Here is a 13,235-nt window from a genome sequence, read left to right on the forward strand (position 1 = left end):
CCTTCGTCCATCTATGCCCATGGCTACCGGCTTGAGCGAGTCTGAAAGTGAGGTCGCGCTATTCAGCAACGGCGATCGGAGAGGCGCTGCCGAGCTTAATGACGTGTGTCAGCCGCGATCATGCGTCGACCAATCGGGATTTCCCTAAGGCCGCCATTTGTGCATCGTGCTCGATCACAACCCGCTCAAGCGCGATCCGCTCATGCTCGCTCGGTCGCCCACACTTCGTCCTTTGCATGCGAGCGACGATGGCGTTCAGAACATCTCCTGCTTCACGATAGCGAGACAGATCGACGTCGTCTGGATCTCGAGGAAAGAAGGCGAGATACACCACATTCAATGACGTCGCTATCGAATCGACGCCGGTACGACGCGTTAGGAGCGTAGCTAGTGCCCGGTGATGCTTGAGCGACAAGCGCTGCACATCCCGAGTCGGTAGCGGGAGAAGTTGTGCTTTCGTCAGGCGTCGACGTACAGCGCGTGGCTTCGTCGCGTTCATTCGTTTGGTGTGGCGACCTGCTCCCCGCGTTTAGTACGGTGACGGTGTAGAGTTCGTTCCAGCCACTGACGCAAGTCGGCAACGATCTTGGCATTTTGTGCGGGCGAGACCTGTATGCAAGGCGACACGGTTTCCTGCGATGAACCTTTTTTTATCGGAGCGGGAGGCCGGACGCGTCGTTCCGGCGCGAGCGACTCAGGCCAGCAAGCAAGCGATCAGATCATGCGTCGTGCGCACCTCGTACTTCCGCAGCAAGCTCGCACGATGAATATCGACCGTGCGCGGGCTGATGTTCAGCTCCTTGCCGATTTCCTTGCTGGTGAGCCCGTGAACCAGGAATGCCGCGACGTCGCGCTCGCGATCGGTCAACGTGCTGGCGACGTCGGGATGCTTCGCATCGCCCGACAGGTCGGTGAAGGTCCAGACGGCCAGCTCGAAAGGCCGCTTCGGGTTGTAGCCGAAGCCGCACACGGTGACCCAGAAATGGCTGCCGTCGACGCGGCGCATGATGCGATCGTCGCTGAACCCCGCACGCTTCGCGAGCAGCGGCGCGAGGCGACGGCCGGTCGTCGCGAAGTCCTTCTGCTGCGGATACAGCTTCGCGAACGACTGGTCGATGATGTCGTCGCGGGTCGCCCTGAACAGTTGCAGCGCCTTCTCGTTGCAGTCGATCATGATGCGCTCTTTCGCCACGATCGCGGCGACGGGAAGATGCCTGAAGAGATCTTCGTAGTCGAGGCTTGGCATCGTGTCGGTCATGTTCGGCATCGGGTCGGCGGGTCCGAACTGTGTTCGGACCCAGGCTATCGGGCAGGTTCGCTCCTGTCGGATTGTAGCCGTAGCGCTTGCGGCACATTCAACCGACGTGAAAGACGCAGCAGTCGTGCCCTTCGCCCGCGCACCGGAGTTCGGCCGAATGCGCACGCGGGCCCTTGCTCGCCGTGTCGGGCGCGGTGTCGTTGACCCAGTCCATTGCGCCGGCGAACCAGCCCGCGAACATGTAGCAGAGTTTGCCGTGCTTGTCGGGCTGGGCCAGTACGAAGGACGAGTGATGCAGATGGATGCGCGCGTGCGACGTCGCCGGATCGGCTTCGGCAATGCTGAACACGCCCCAGCCGCGCTGCGACAGCCGCTTCAGATAATGTTCGAACACGGCCATGCCGGCGATGCCGTGCTGCTTCGCCTCCTTGTCGCACCAGTGATAGGCCGACTTGTAGCCGGCCTTGTAGAGAATCGACGCGTAGGCTTCGCGGCCGAGCGCCTCTTCCACGGCGACATGATTGTTCGTGAAGAAATGGCGCGGCACGTACAGCATCGGCAGCGCGTCGGTGGTCCAGACACCGGTGTCCGGATCGACGTCGATCGGCAATTGTGGCTGCATGGCGGGTGCGTGGTGCGTTCGTGTCGTGTGATTCAACCGTTCCAGACTTCGCCGAACACCCGCAGCCAGTTCTCGCCCATCACCTTCCTGATGCGCGACTCGCTCCAGCCGGCGCGTTGCATCGCGGCCGTCAGGTTCGGGAATTCGCCGATCGTGCGGATGCCTTCCGGATTGACGACCTTGCCGAAGTCCGTCAGGCGGCGATAGCGGCCCTTGTCGTGCGTGATCCAGTCGAAGAACTCGGTGCTGTAGCCCTGCGTGAAGTCCGTGCCGATTCCGACCTTGTCCTCGCCGATCACGTCGATCACGTATTCGATCGCTTCGAGGTAATCGTCGATGGTTGCATCGGCGCCGCGTCGCAGGAACGGCATGAACATCGTGACGCCCACGAAGCCGTTCGCTTCCGCGATCTCGCGCAGTTGCTCGTCCGTCTTGTTGCGCGGATGTTCCTTCAGCGCGGACGGGCAGCAGTGCGAATAGGTGACCGGCTTCTTCGAACAGGCGATCGCGTCGGACGAGGTTTTCGCGCCGACGTGCGAGAGATCCACCATGATGCCGACGCGGTTCATCTCCTGGATCACTTCGCGGCCGTAGCCGGACAACCCGCCATCCGGTTCGTAGGAACCCGTGCCGACGAGGTTCTGCGTGTTGTAGCAGAGCTGCACCACATTCACGCCGAGTTCCTTGAACACTTCGATGTAGCCGAGGTTGTCCTCGAACGCATATGAGTTCTGGAAGCCGAGGATGATGCCGGTCTTGTTCTCCTTCTTCGCGCGCAGGATGTCGTCCGTCGTGCGCACCAGCGTGAGGATTTCACTGTATTCGCGGATCTGCTGCTTCATCTCCGCGATGTTGTCGATCGTCTTCTGGAAGTCTTCCCACACGGAGACCGTGCAGTTGACGGCCGTGACGCCGCCCTTGCGCATGTCTTCGAACACCGATCGCTCGAAGCGGGAGATGTTCAGGCCGTCGATGATGATGCTGGCGTCGTGAAGGCTCGTCATGGTGTTTCTCCATGCGTTGGTTTAGTCGGCCCCGTTTGCACGAGCGGGGCGTGTACTCAAACCGCGCCTTCGACGCCGCGCTTGGCGGACTGGCCGGTTCTCGCGGTTGCCGGACCTGCGTCTTCGAGCGCCGTCTTCGACGTTTCCGGCAGGGACAGGCCGCCGATCATCGCCAGGATCGACACGGCGATCAGGTAATAAGCGGGCGACAGGTTGGTCCCGGTCGCCGAGATCAGCCACGTGGCGACGAGCGGCGCCGTGCCGCCGAAGATCGTGTACGCGAGGTTGTACGTGATCGCCGATGCGGTATAGCGCGTTTTCGTCGCGAACACTTCCGACATCAGCGGTGCCGTCACGACGCCCGAGAACACCGCGCCGATCGCAAGCAGCGCGACGCCGGCCAGCGATTGCGACAGCACGCCCGAGCCGCCCAGCGAGAACGCCGGATACACCGACACGATGATGAAGAGGCCGGTCGTGGCGATCGTCGCGCGGCGGCCGACGAGATCGGAGAAAAAGCCGGCGACCGGGCACAGGGCCGCGGCGAAGAAGAGGGCGAGCACCGTCACCAGGAGCGACGTGCCGCGAGACAGGTGCCCGGCCACTTGGAGGTAGGTCGCGAAATACGTGGTGAACGTGTAGAACGACAGCGCCGTCACGGACACGAACGCGCCGAGCTTCAGGATATTCAGCGACTGCGAACGCAGCGTTTCCATCAGCGGCGCATGCGCGATGTCGTGCTTGCCTTCGAGTGCCTGGAACGCGGGCGTTTCATTCAGGTTGACGCGCAGGTACACGCCGATGAGGCCGACCGGTGCCGCGATCAGGAACGGCACGCGCCAGCCCCATTCGACCATTGCCTGCGACGACAGCGACGATTCGAGCAGATAGGCGACCACGGCCGCGCAGGCGAACGACGAGAAGGTCGACACCGGCACGAAGCTGCCGAAGAACGCGCGGCGGCGGCGCGGTGCGTGTTCCATCACGTACGCGCATGCGCCGGCGTATTCGCCGCCTGCCGAAAACCCCTGGACGCAGCGGATGATCGTGAGCAGCAACGGCGCCCAATAACCGATGCTCGCGTAGGTCGGGAGCAGGCCGATCAATGTGGTCGAGCCGGCCATCATCAGGATCGTCAGCGCAAGCGTGCGCTTGCGGCCGATCCGGTCGCCGATGACGCCGAAGACCAGGCCGCCCAGCGGGCGGAATGCGAAGGCCACCGCGAAGACGGCGAAGGTCTTCAGGAGACCGACCGTGGGATCGCCGCTCGGAAAGAATTCGCGCGTCAGGATGGTGGCGAGAAAGCCGTACGCGGCGAAATCGAACCACTCGACGAAATTGCCGATCGAGGCTGCGGCGATCACGCGTCGTAGCGTGCTGGTATCGACGTCCTGGGTGGTCATGGTCGTATCCTCTTCGTAGGTGTGGTTCGGTTCGCGTCGAAAACATCGTAGGGACGCCAATTACCTAGGTCCATACGTGTCAATTACCTAGGTAATCGGGGCGGGGCGGGGGGCGGCTGCCGGGCGACGTTGCCGGAGTTGAATAAGGGAGCGTGGAGGCTAGACTGGAAGTTCCCCATGCACACCATGGAGGGAGACATGACGACCATCTATGTCGTGAAGACCGGACTTCAGTTCCTCTGTACCGGCGAGGACGGCGACATCGGCATGGCACCGGAGATCGAGGAAGCGATGTCCTTTCTTTCGTATGAAGAAGCGAAAAAGGTGGCGAGCGAGAACGCCGATCCGGGGTACGAGATTCTGGCGGTCGATATTGTGTGCCGCTGATGGGGAGTTTCGCGGCGAGGGCTCGATGACGGAAGATGCCTCGGGGGCGCGCGCATCTTGGGGCTAGGTGCGGCGTCGCTTCCGTGCGGCCATCAACGCATGTAGCGGCACACCTGTAGTCACCTGTGACAACTGCCACGGCCGCGAGCCGCCGTGAAGCGCCAACACGTACCCGTCGAAAACCGTCGAACGTACTCTATTTATCCGCGCGGCACGGCCGCATCACGTCCCACAATCGATGATCAAACCGCAAGACATGATGCATATGGGTATCGTTTGTCGATATCGATCGCTTTGAGCAATCTTGTAGCCATTGGGCTACATCGGTGCCTGTTTCATCAATTTTTGTATCCCAGGGGATACAAAATCGCGGATGGCAATTTGTGCCTCGGGGATCGGTGATTGAAGCCGCCGGCTTCTCGGATACGGGCACGGCCGACAATGGAAGAGAAGTGATCGGGCGCTCGGAATTGCCTGGAGAGCGCGGGAAAGGGAGTTGATGCGGGCCACCGAGCAACACGGCGAGCGCCGCCCATTTGATGACCAAACCGCAAGACCTAGTGCATAGATATCGTTTGCCGCAGCGTTAATGACTATCGACAATCGTGGCTCGAATTCCCGCCGTTGGCGCCAGAAGTGCCTTGGCGGGCGGCACCTGTCGGCTATCCCGGCCGTCGCTGCCATCCAGCTCACGACGACATGTACGCGTTCACGCCCTCATTCCAGAATCCTGCCGGTTCGCCGATCCGCGAGCTGTTCAAATACCTCTCCGAGCCGGGGATGATTTCGTTCGCCGGCGGTTACCCGGCCAGCGACCTGTTCGACGTCGACGGCCTGAACGCCGCCGCCGAACGCGCATACGCGCAGCCGGTCCGCTGCCTGCAATACGGCCCGACCGACGGCCTCGCCGAACTGAAGCAGCAACTGATCGCGTTGATGGCGCGCCGCAACGTGACGTGCACGCCCGCCGAACTGCTCGTCACGACCGGCTCGCAGCAGGGCCTCGATCTGCTATTGCGCGTGATGGTCGGCCCCGGCGACGTCGTGCTGACCGAACAGCCGGCGTACCCGGCGACGCTGTCGGCGATGCGTCTGCAACAGGCGCGCATCGTCACGATCCCCGTCGACGGCGAAGGGCTCGACGTCGACCGCCTCGCGTCGCAACTCGCATCCGGCGCGATCGCGCAGCCGAAGCTGCTCTACACGGTCCCGACCTTCGCGAACCCGACCGGCGCGACGCTCACGCGCGAACGCCGGCTGAAGTTGCTGCGCCTCGCGGTGCAATACCGTTTCCTGATCGTCGAGGACGATCCCTACGGCGACCTGCGTTTCGCGGGCGAACCGGTGCCGTCGATGCTTGCACTCGCGAACGACGTCGAAGGCGCGCGCGACTGGATCGTGCATTTCGCGAGCCTGTCGAAAATCGTCGCGCCGGGGCTGCGCGTGGGCTGGACGATCGCGCCGGCCGAAATCGCGCGGCGCTGCGTGATCGCGAAGCAGACGGTCGACCTGTGCAGCACGCCGTGGACGCAAGCCACCGCCGCCGAGTATCTCGCCGACTGCGCACTCGAACGCCATCTGCCGCGCATCACGGCGGCCTACCAGCGCAAGTGCGACGCGATGTGCGACGCGCTGCGCGACGGTCTCGGCGACGCGATCACGTTCCATCGTCCCGAAGGCGGGATGTTCGTGTGGGCGCGCATCGGCGCGGTGTCGTCGGACGTGCTGCTGCAACAGGCGATCGCGAACAAGGTCGTCTTCGTGCCGGGCAAGGCGTTCTTCGCGGACAACGTCGACGCGGCATCGCTGCGGCTGTCGTTCGCCGCGCCCGATGTCGACGCGATCCGGGAAGGCGTGGCGCGCCTCGTGCGCGCGTATGGTGCGGCGCTGGCCGCGTGAGGAGACACACATGAACATGATCATCAACCACACCGCATGGATGGACGAAGCGCCGGGCATGGCCGATATCCGTCCCGTCGAGCACAAGTCGTCGCAGATCAGCGCGGGGCCGCAGTACGTGGCCGACGTACTCGGCCGCTTCGGCGCGGAGTCGACCGACACGCGTGACGCCGCACCGGCCGTCCTCGGCTACAACTGAACCCCGCGGCGGCGGGCTCGCAAGGAAAGCTCGTCGCCGAAACGGTTAAGCTGTCGCGATCGAATCGCGCAGGATCGCCACGCCATCATGTCGGACACCGACTCCCCTTCCGAATCGCTGACGGAGACGTACGACCGCCTTTGGTCCTGCCTCGAGTCCGGCGTCGGCACGCAGCGCTCGCCGTTCACGATGCTGCAGGCCGCGACGCTCGGCCTCGATGGTGCGCCGAAGGTGCGCACCATCGTGTTGCGGCAAGTGAGCCGCGCCGATCGCCTGCTGTCGTTCCATACCGATGTGCGTTCGGAGAAGGTCGCGGAATTGCGCCGTGACGCGCGTATCGCCATCGTCGCGAACGATCTCGATTCACTCGTGCAGATTCGCGCGGAAGGCGTGGCATCGATCTGCGACGACGAAGCGCAACGTCGCGCGGTCTGGCAATCGAGCCGTCCGCATACGCTGCTGCTGTATCGCGCACCGCTGCGCCCGGGCACGCCGATCGGGTCGCCCGAAGAGGCGCACGTCGCGGCAGGCGCAACCACAGGCACATCGGCCACCGACGACGGCTACCGGAACTTCTGCCTGCTCCACGTCACGGTGACGCGCATCGACTGGCTCGAACTCGCGCGCAGCGGCCATCGCCGCGCGGTGTTCGACGTGAACGACGACGGCTACGAAGGCCGTTGGGTCGCGCCCTGACGGCGACGTCCGCGTTTTTTTGCTACAAACGCGTACAAGTCAGACAAATCCCCGATACATCAGACCTTTCGAATGGGCAACGCCGCGTGACCGGCGTGTGCCCGAATGAAAGCGAAGGCGCGCTCGGACGCGCGGCATGTTCACTTTCCACTTCACGAAAGGAGATGCCGAACGATGTCTTCCACACCGTTTTCCCCGACGCGTCGCCACCTGCTGGCCACTTCCGTGGCCGCTGGGGTCTCCGCGATGCTGCCCACCGCCGCGCTGCGTGCGGCCACCGGCGGCGACGGCATACGCCCGTTCACCGCCCATATCCCCGACGACGCACTGGCCGACCTGCGCCGCCGCCTTGCCGCGACGCGCTGGCCGGGCCGCGAGACCGTCGCCGACGAATCGCAGGGCGTGCGGCTCGCGCGCATGCAGGCGCTGCTGCGTTACTGGGGTACCGAATACGACTGGCGCAAGGGCGAGGCGCGCCTGAACGGCTTTCCGATGTTCATCACCGAGATCGACGGGCTCGACATTCACTTCATCCACGTGCGCTCGCGGCACGCGAACGCGATGCCGATGATCATGACGCACGGCTGGCCCGGTTCGATCTTCGAGCTGCTGAAGGCGATCGGCCCGCTGACCGACCCGACCGCGCACGGTGCGAGTGCCGACGATGCGTTCCACGTCGTCGTGCCGTCGCTGCCGGGCTTCGGTTTCTCGGGGCGTCCGGCGAAGACGGGCTGGGGCTCCGACCACATTGCGCGTGCCTGGGGCGAGCTGATGGCGCGGCTTGGCTATACGCGCTTCGTGTCGCAGGGCGGCGACTGCGGCTCGGTGATCTCGCACCGGATGGCGATGCAGCGCGTGCAGGGCCTGGCCGGGATTCACGTGAACATGCCGGCGACGGTGCCGCCGGACATCGCGACGCTGCTCCAGACCGACGCGCCGGCACCGGCGTCGCTGGCGCCGAAGGAGAAGGCCGCGTACGAGAAGCTCGCGACGTTCTATCGCGACAACTGCGGCTACTCGGCGATGATGGTCACGCGTCCGCAGACGGTCGGCTACGCGCTGGCCGATTCGCCGTCGGGGCAGGCCGCGTGGATGTACGACAAGATCTCGCAGTGGACCTACAGCGGCGGCGTGCCCGAACGGTCGATCCCGCGCGACGAGATTCTCGACGACATTTCGTTGTACTGGCTGACCAACACGGCGACGTCGGCCGCGCAGATCTACTGGGAGGATCACTCGAACAACTTCAACGCGGTGGACATCTCGCTGCCGGCGGCGATCACGGTGTTCCCCGGCGAGATCTACCAGGCGCCGCGCAGCTGGGCCGAGCGCAGCTATCACAACCTGATCTACTTCAACGAAGTCGACAAGGGCGGGCATTTCGCGGCTTGGGAGGAGCCGGAACTGTTCGCCCGCGAAGTGCGTGCCGGGTTCCGGCCGTTGCGTCGCGCGTAAGCGTGGCTTGACGGGAAAACGCGGGCCGGTAGCGATGCCGGCTCGTGTCGCGCGTCGCGCGCGGCCGACCGCGAACGCCCGTTTCCGCCACGATTTTGAATCGCTGTATGTCGTACCCGAACACAGATACGTTGGGATACAAAGCGTCCGGGCGGTTCGGATATAAAACCGGTGAAGCGATTCACACGGCGGTGCGGTGCGATGCGCCGCCGCCGTGAATGGCGATACCGCATCGCCCGCACGTGCCGCGGGCCCCTTTCTTACCGATCGACAATGGAGAACGCGTCATGCCTGATACCGTCAACACCCGCCGCCGCCTGATTCTGGGCACGACACTCGCCAGCCTGAGCCTGGCCGACCTCGGGTTCGGCTCGCTGGCGCGCGCGCAGTCGGCGCCCGATGCGTCGACGCCGAAGCGCGCGGCCGGCGCGGCGTCGCTCGGCAAGATCCATCAGATCGACGCGGGCGTGCTGAACGTCGGGTATGCGGATCTCGGGCCGAAGAACGGCCCGGTCGTGTTTCTGCTGCACGGCTGGCCGTACGATATCTACAGCTACGCGGACGTTGCACCGCTGCTCACGGCGGCCGGCTTTCGCGTGATCGTGCCGTACCTGCGCGGCTACGGATCGACGACGTTCCGCTCGGCCGACACGGTGCGCAACGGCCAGCAGGCGGTGACGGCCGTCGACATCGTCGCGCTGATGGATGCGCTCAAGATCGACCGCGCGGTGTTCGGCGGCTACGACTGGGGTGCGCGCACGGCCGACATCATCGCGGCACTGTGGCCGCAGCGCGTGAAGGCGCTGGTGTCGGTGAGCGGCTACCTGATCGGCAGCCAGGAGGCGAACCGCAAGCCGCTGCCGCCGCAAGCGGAACTCCAGTGGTGGTATCAGTTCTACTTCACGACCGAGCGCGGCGCGCTCGGCTACGCGGAGAATCGTGATGCGTTCAACAAGCTGATCTGGCAGCTCGCGTCGCCGAAGTGGCAGTTCTCCGACGAGACCTTCGCGCGCAGCGCCGCGTCGTTCCAGAACCCCGACCACGTGGCCGTCGTGATCCACAACTATCGCTGGCGCCTCGGGCTCGCGCAGGGCGAAGCGCAATACGACGACATCGAGCGGAGGCTCGCGGCCGGCCCGGCGATCACCGTGCCGACGATCACGATGGAAGGTGATGCGAACGGCGCGCCGCATCCGCAGCCGGCCGCGTATGCGAAGAAGTTCACCGGCAAGTACCAGCACCGGACGATCACCGGTGGCATCGGCCACAACCTGCCGCAGGAAGCGCCGCAGGCGTTCGCGGATGCGATCCTGCAAGTGGAGCATCTGTGATGCAGGCAGGTACCTCTGGTGTCGTGCATCGCGGCGCGCGCCGTGCGCTCGTCGCGGGTGCGCTGCTGGCCGGTGCGTTGTCCGCGAGCGGCCCGGCCGCTTTCGGGGAGCAGCCGAAGCCGGCCGCGTCGCCGATCTACGGCGTGACGATTCCGCCCGGCTATCGGAAGTGGGAAATGGTCGCGCCGGCCGAGGAAGCGGCACCGCTCGACGAATTGCGCGTGGTGCTCGGCAACCCGGTCGCGATCCGCGCGCTCGAACAGGCGACGCTGCCGTTTCCGGACGGCGCGATCCTCGTGAAGCTCGCGTACAAGCGCAAGCAGTCCGACGAGTTCGCGCCGGCGACGGTGCCCGGCCAGGCGACGACCGTGCAGGTGATGGTGAAGGATTCGCGTCGCTATGCATCGACGGGCGGCTGGGGCTTCGGGCGCTTCATCAACGGCGTGCCGGCCGATATCGGTCAGCACCAGACCTGCTTCGCGTGTCATCAGGCGCGCGTGAAGAATCACGACTATGTGTTCACGCGGTTTGCGCCTTGAGGGGGCGAGCGTGGCGGAACCGGCGAATGCGTGTCGTGTGGGGTACGCCGTTCGCCGTTCACCATCGTTCTGATCGCCGGTGCTGAATTGCGGGTGGAGCGGCGGTGCGAACCCGGTCGCCAACGATTGCGCCGCCGCGTAGATTGCGTCACCACGAATAGCCTTGCATGCCGTAGTCGGTGTCGTGTCGACGACCCCACCAGGGGAGGTACGCGTTATTGCCGCCGCGTGCGCGGAACCAGTCTTGGTCCGGATCGATCGGCGTGAGCTTTGACGGTGGTCTGACGACGACGGCGACGGGGTGCTCAGGATCGGTCGTGCCTGCGACCAAGGCGTTACCGCCGAAGTGGTTGATCCGGCCGATCGCGAGTGCGACGTCGGTCAATGCGCTGCCGGTTCCCATGTCGCCGAGCAGGGCTGCCGTGTTGAACGTCTGATTCGTGTGGTCGTATTCCGGAAGGGTTTCCGTCAACGTCCGCGCGAGCGAGACAACGCGTAACGACGCTGCGTCGCTGGGTACACCTGCGTCGTGGACGATGTAATTCAGGTCCGTGACCGCGACACCGGCATTGCGTGCTGCTTCGTCGATCGTGGCTTTCCATGCCTGCACCGTTCGCGTCGTGCCGACCTTCGGCGAAAAATCGTGCGTGTTGCCGGTTGCGGCCTTGCCGATCCAGGCGAGCGGTTCGCGCTCGGTGTTGAAGTTCGGGCCCGCGAGGAACCGCACGACGAGGTTCTCGTTGATCTGCGCATCCGTGGGCGGGAAGTTCGGGGCGTCCCAGTTCATCACCCATACGGTCTTGTCGGGGTTTTTCTGCAAGTAGCCCAGCGCGTTGTTCAGCGACGTGAAGCCGGCGTTTGCGCCGCCTTGGGTGATTTGCAAGTCGGGAGGCGTGTCGCGGCTCCAAAGCGTCTTGGGTGACGGCGGGCCAATTTCGAAGAAGTTCATCATCCGGTCGACCATGCGCGACTTGGCAAAGGCCGGATCGAGTCGGGGCGGAACGGCGGCTTCGACGCGTATGCCGGCGAGTTCGCGCCAATGGCCTTGGTTTTCTGGCTTTACCGTGTAGAAGTAACCTGAGTTGCTAAAGTAGCGCGAGCGCAGGAGGAGAATGAACTTATCAATGTACTTCGCGTAGAAGCCCTTGAACGTTTCCTCGCCCTCGTTGCCGTAAACCAATGCTCCGATGGAGCGAAGTGACGAAAATTTTTCGGGCTTCGTGCGCACCATGTCGTCATTCTTGTTCGGTTTGGTAAGCCCTTGCGCCCACAACAATTGCCATTCGGTGGGGTAGTCCATCCGTTGCAACGGATTCAACCACATCAGCCCGACAACCTGAGCGGTGAATGGCATCGCCGGATCTTCGGCTGCTGGTGTTGAATTCGCCGCAGGCTCTCTAACAGGGGCGGCGTGTGCGGAGCGCATCGTGGCCGTAGTGAAGAGAAACACCGTGAGCGCAGCCAGTCCAGGTACGACAAAGTATCGTTTCATCCAATCCCCTACTTCCAAATGTGCCGGGTCGGGTTGTTCTACATGAGCCATCAGCGAGGCCATGAGAACAGTGGTGATTAACCAAACCGAAATGGCAACGGCGATACGTCGTGGTCGCGTAGTAATCAGTGCCCTCATACGGCACCTCCGACCTTCAAATAAAGCTGACCTTCCCGCTCATCCACGATCGCGAGCGGCATCTTGCCTTCGCTTTTCTCGGTGTGTACCCATTCGGGGAGAGGTGTTCTATCGAGAGTTCCAGACGCAAAATAGTCGGCGTACTTCTTGTTCGGATTTTCCAAGGGGATTCCATCCCCCATCCTCCAATCCGCCTCTATACGCAACGCTTTGAGTTGCTTCTCCGTTACGTAGCACAAGCCCACCGCGACGTCATACGCAAGCGCCTTTTCAGCATGCTCGGGGTTGGTCATCGTCGTTGAGTGATTCGTCGGGCTGTTGGTCGCGCCGCGATCGAGCCAATCGACGATCTGCTTGTCGCGCCAATCCTTGTAGCCTTCGGGCATCGCGCTTTTGCCGTCCTCGCCGATCACGTGGCCGTCGCCGTCGAGCCATTCGGTGTTCAATGTCCGGCGCGCTTCCATGCGCATCAGCGCGCGGTCCTCGTAACGTTGTCCAGCTTCCGTTGCGGCCGTACCTCGGGCGACGCTGTCCTCGTTCTTTGCCTTGTACTGGTCGTACGGATCGTCAGCGCGCTTGTCTGCATCGCTCTTGTTCGCGTCGCGCCAAGCAGCCGGCGGATCGTTGCCTTCGTTGAAGTCGCTGATCGCGTCACCGTCCCTGGTCGCGACTGACTTGCCGAATCGCAATGCCTTCGGCGGGAAAGGTTCGTCAAGCGCCGGGGCATCCGCAACGACCGTCCAGCCCTTCGGCGGATCGGCGTTCACGCGGAGCATGTTCAATGCCGAACTGATGCCGGTCACGACGAACAT

Annotated in this window: 13 protein-coding genes and 1 pseudogene; 7 read left to right on the plus strand and 7 right to left on the minus strand. The window is 63.9% G+C overall.

From position 1 onward, the window contains the following. Window positions 1–118: 118 nt before the first annotated feature. The 5 genes from DIE12_RS32595 to DIE12_RS32615 all read right to left on the minus strand — a co-directional run bounded on the left by DIE12_RS32595 (window position 119) and on the right by DIE12_RS32615 (window position 4,287). A complete protein-coding gene (locus tag DIE12_RS32595; RefSeq protein WP_124523363.1) occupies window positions 119–415 on the minus strand; it encodes a hypothetical protein in 297 nt (98 codons plus the stop codon). 279 nt (window positions 416–694) lie between these two features. Then, on the minus strand, window positions 695–1,267 hold the full coding sequence (locus DIE12_RS32600; protein WP_052664858.1) for a PAS and helix-turn-helix domain-containing protein: 573 nt from the start codon (window positions 1,265–1,267) through the stop codon (window positions 695–697). An 88-nt stretch (window positions 1,268–1,355) separates the two neighbouring features. After that, window positions 1,356–1,880: a DUF5943 domain-containing protein gene (locus DIE12_RS32605; protein WP_124489281.1), complete on the minus strand. Its 525-nt coding sequence runs from the start codon at window positions 1,878–1,880 to the stop codon at window positions 1,356–1,358. A gap of 32 nt (window positions 1,881–1,912) precedes the next feature. Continuing rightward, window positions 1,913–2,884, minus strand: a complete 972-nt coding sequence (locus DIE12_RS32610; RefSeq protein WP_124489282.1) for a dipeptidase — start codon at window positions 2,882–2,884, stop codon at window positions 1,913–1,915. A 56-nt stretch (window positions 2,885–2,940) separates the two neighbouring features. Then, the gene (locus DIE12_RS32615; RefSeq protein ID WP_044849019.1) at window positions 2,941–4,287 is read right to left on the minus strand and encodes an MFS transporter; all 1,347 of its coding nucleotides are present in this window, start codon (window positions 4,285–4,287) and stop codon (window positions 2,941–2,943) included. 198 nt (window positions 4,288–4,485) lie between these two features. Between DIE12_RS32615 and DIE12_RS32620 the strand changes: the two genes are divergently transcribed. From DIE12_RS32620 to DIE12_RS32655, 7 genes are all read left to right on the plus strand, one after another. Beyond that, on the plus strand, window positions 4,486–4,674 hold the full coding sequence (locus tag DIE12_RS32620; RefSeq protein WP_059819600.1) for a hypothetical protein: 189 nt from the start codon (window positions 4,486–4,488) through the stop codon (window positions 4,672–4,674). 699 nt (window positions 4,675–5,373) lie between these two features. Further along, window positions 5,374–6,573 (plus strand): PLP-dependent aminotransferase family protein, encoded by a 1,200-nt coding sequence (locus DIE12_RS32625; protein WP_124523365.1) that lies wholly within the window; start codon window positions 5,374–5,376, stop codon window positions 6,571–6,573. 10 nt (window positions 6,574–6,583) lie between these two features. Further along, window positions 6,584–6,772: a hypothetical protein gene (locus tag DIE12_RS32630; RefSeq protein WP_124523366.1), complete on the plus strand. Its 189-nt coding sequence runs from the start codon at window positions 6,584–6,586 to the stop codon at window positions 6,770–6,772. 87 nt (window positions 6,773–6,859) lie between these two features. After that, window positions 6,860–7,468, plus strand: a complete 609-nt coding sequence (locus DIE12_RS32635; RefSeq protein ID WP_124523368.1) for a pyridoxamine 5'-phosphate oxidase family protein — start codon at window positions 6,860–6,862, stop codon at window positions 7,466–7,468. Window positions 7,469–7,642: 174 nt separating this feature from the next. Continuing rightward, window positions 7,643–8,923 (plus strand): epoxide hydrolase family protein, encoded by a 1,281-nt coding sequence (locus DIE12_RS32640; protein ID WP_124523370.1) that lies wholly within the window; start codon window positions 7,643–7,645, stop codon window positions 8,921–8,923. 287 nt (window positions 8,924–9,210) lie between these two features. After that, window positions 9,211–10,254 (plus strand): alpha/beta fold hydrolase, encoded by a 1,044-nt coding sequence (locus DIE12_RS32650; RefSeq protein ID WP_124523374.1) that lies wholly within the window; start codon window positions 9,211–9,213, stop codon window positions 10,252–10,254. After that, window positions 10,254–10,793, plus strand: coding sequence for a cytochrome P460 family protein (locus tag DIE12_RS32655; RefSeq protein ID WP_124523376.1), 540 nt, complete (start codon window positions 10,254–10,256; stop codon window positions 10,791–10,793). Before DIE12_RS32650 ends, DIE12_RS32655 begins: the two co-directional genes overlap by 1 nt. A gap of 148 nt (window positions 10,794–10,941) precedes the next feature. Here the strand turns inward: DIE12_RS32655 and DIE12_RS32660 are convergent, their stop codons facing one another. Both DIE12_RS32660 and DIE12_RS32665 read right to left on the minus strand, forming a co-directional pair. Next, window positions 10,942–12,423 (minus strand): virulence factor, encoded by a 1,482-nt coding sequence (locus tag DIE12_RS32660; RefSeq protein ID WP_260429067.1) that lies wholly within the window; start codon window positions 12,421–12,423, stop codon window positions 10,942–10,944. Beyond that, window positions 12,420–13,235, minus strand: a pseudogene (locus DIE12_RS32665) (hypothetical protein); the annotation flags it as partial. The gene DIE12_RS32660 and the pseudogene DIE12_RS32665, both read right to left, overlap by 4 nt.

The organism is Burkholderia sp. Bp9015 (genome assembly GCF_003853505.1).
In the GTDB taxonomy this organism is placed as follows: domain Bacteria; phylum Pseudomonadota; class Gammaproteobacteria; order Burkholderiales; family Burkholderiaceae; genus Burkholderia.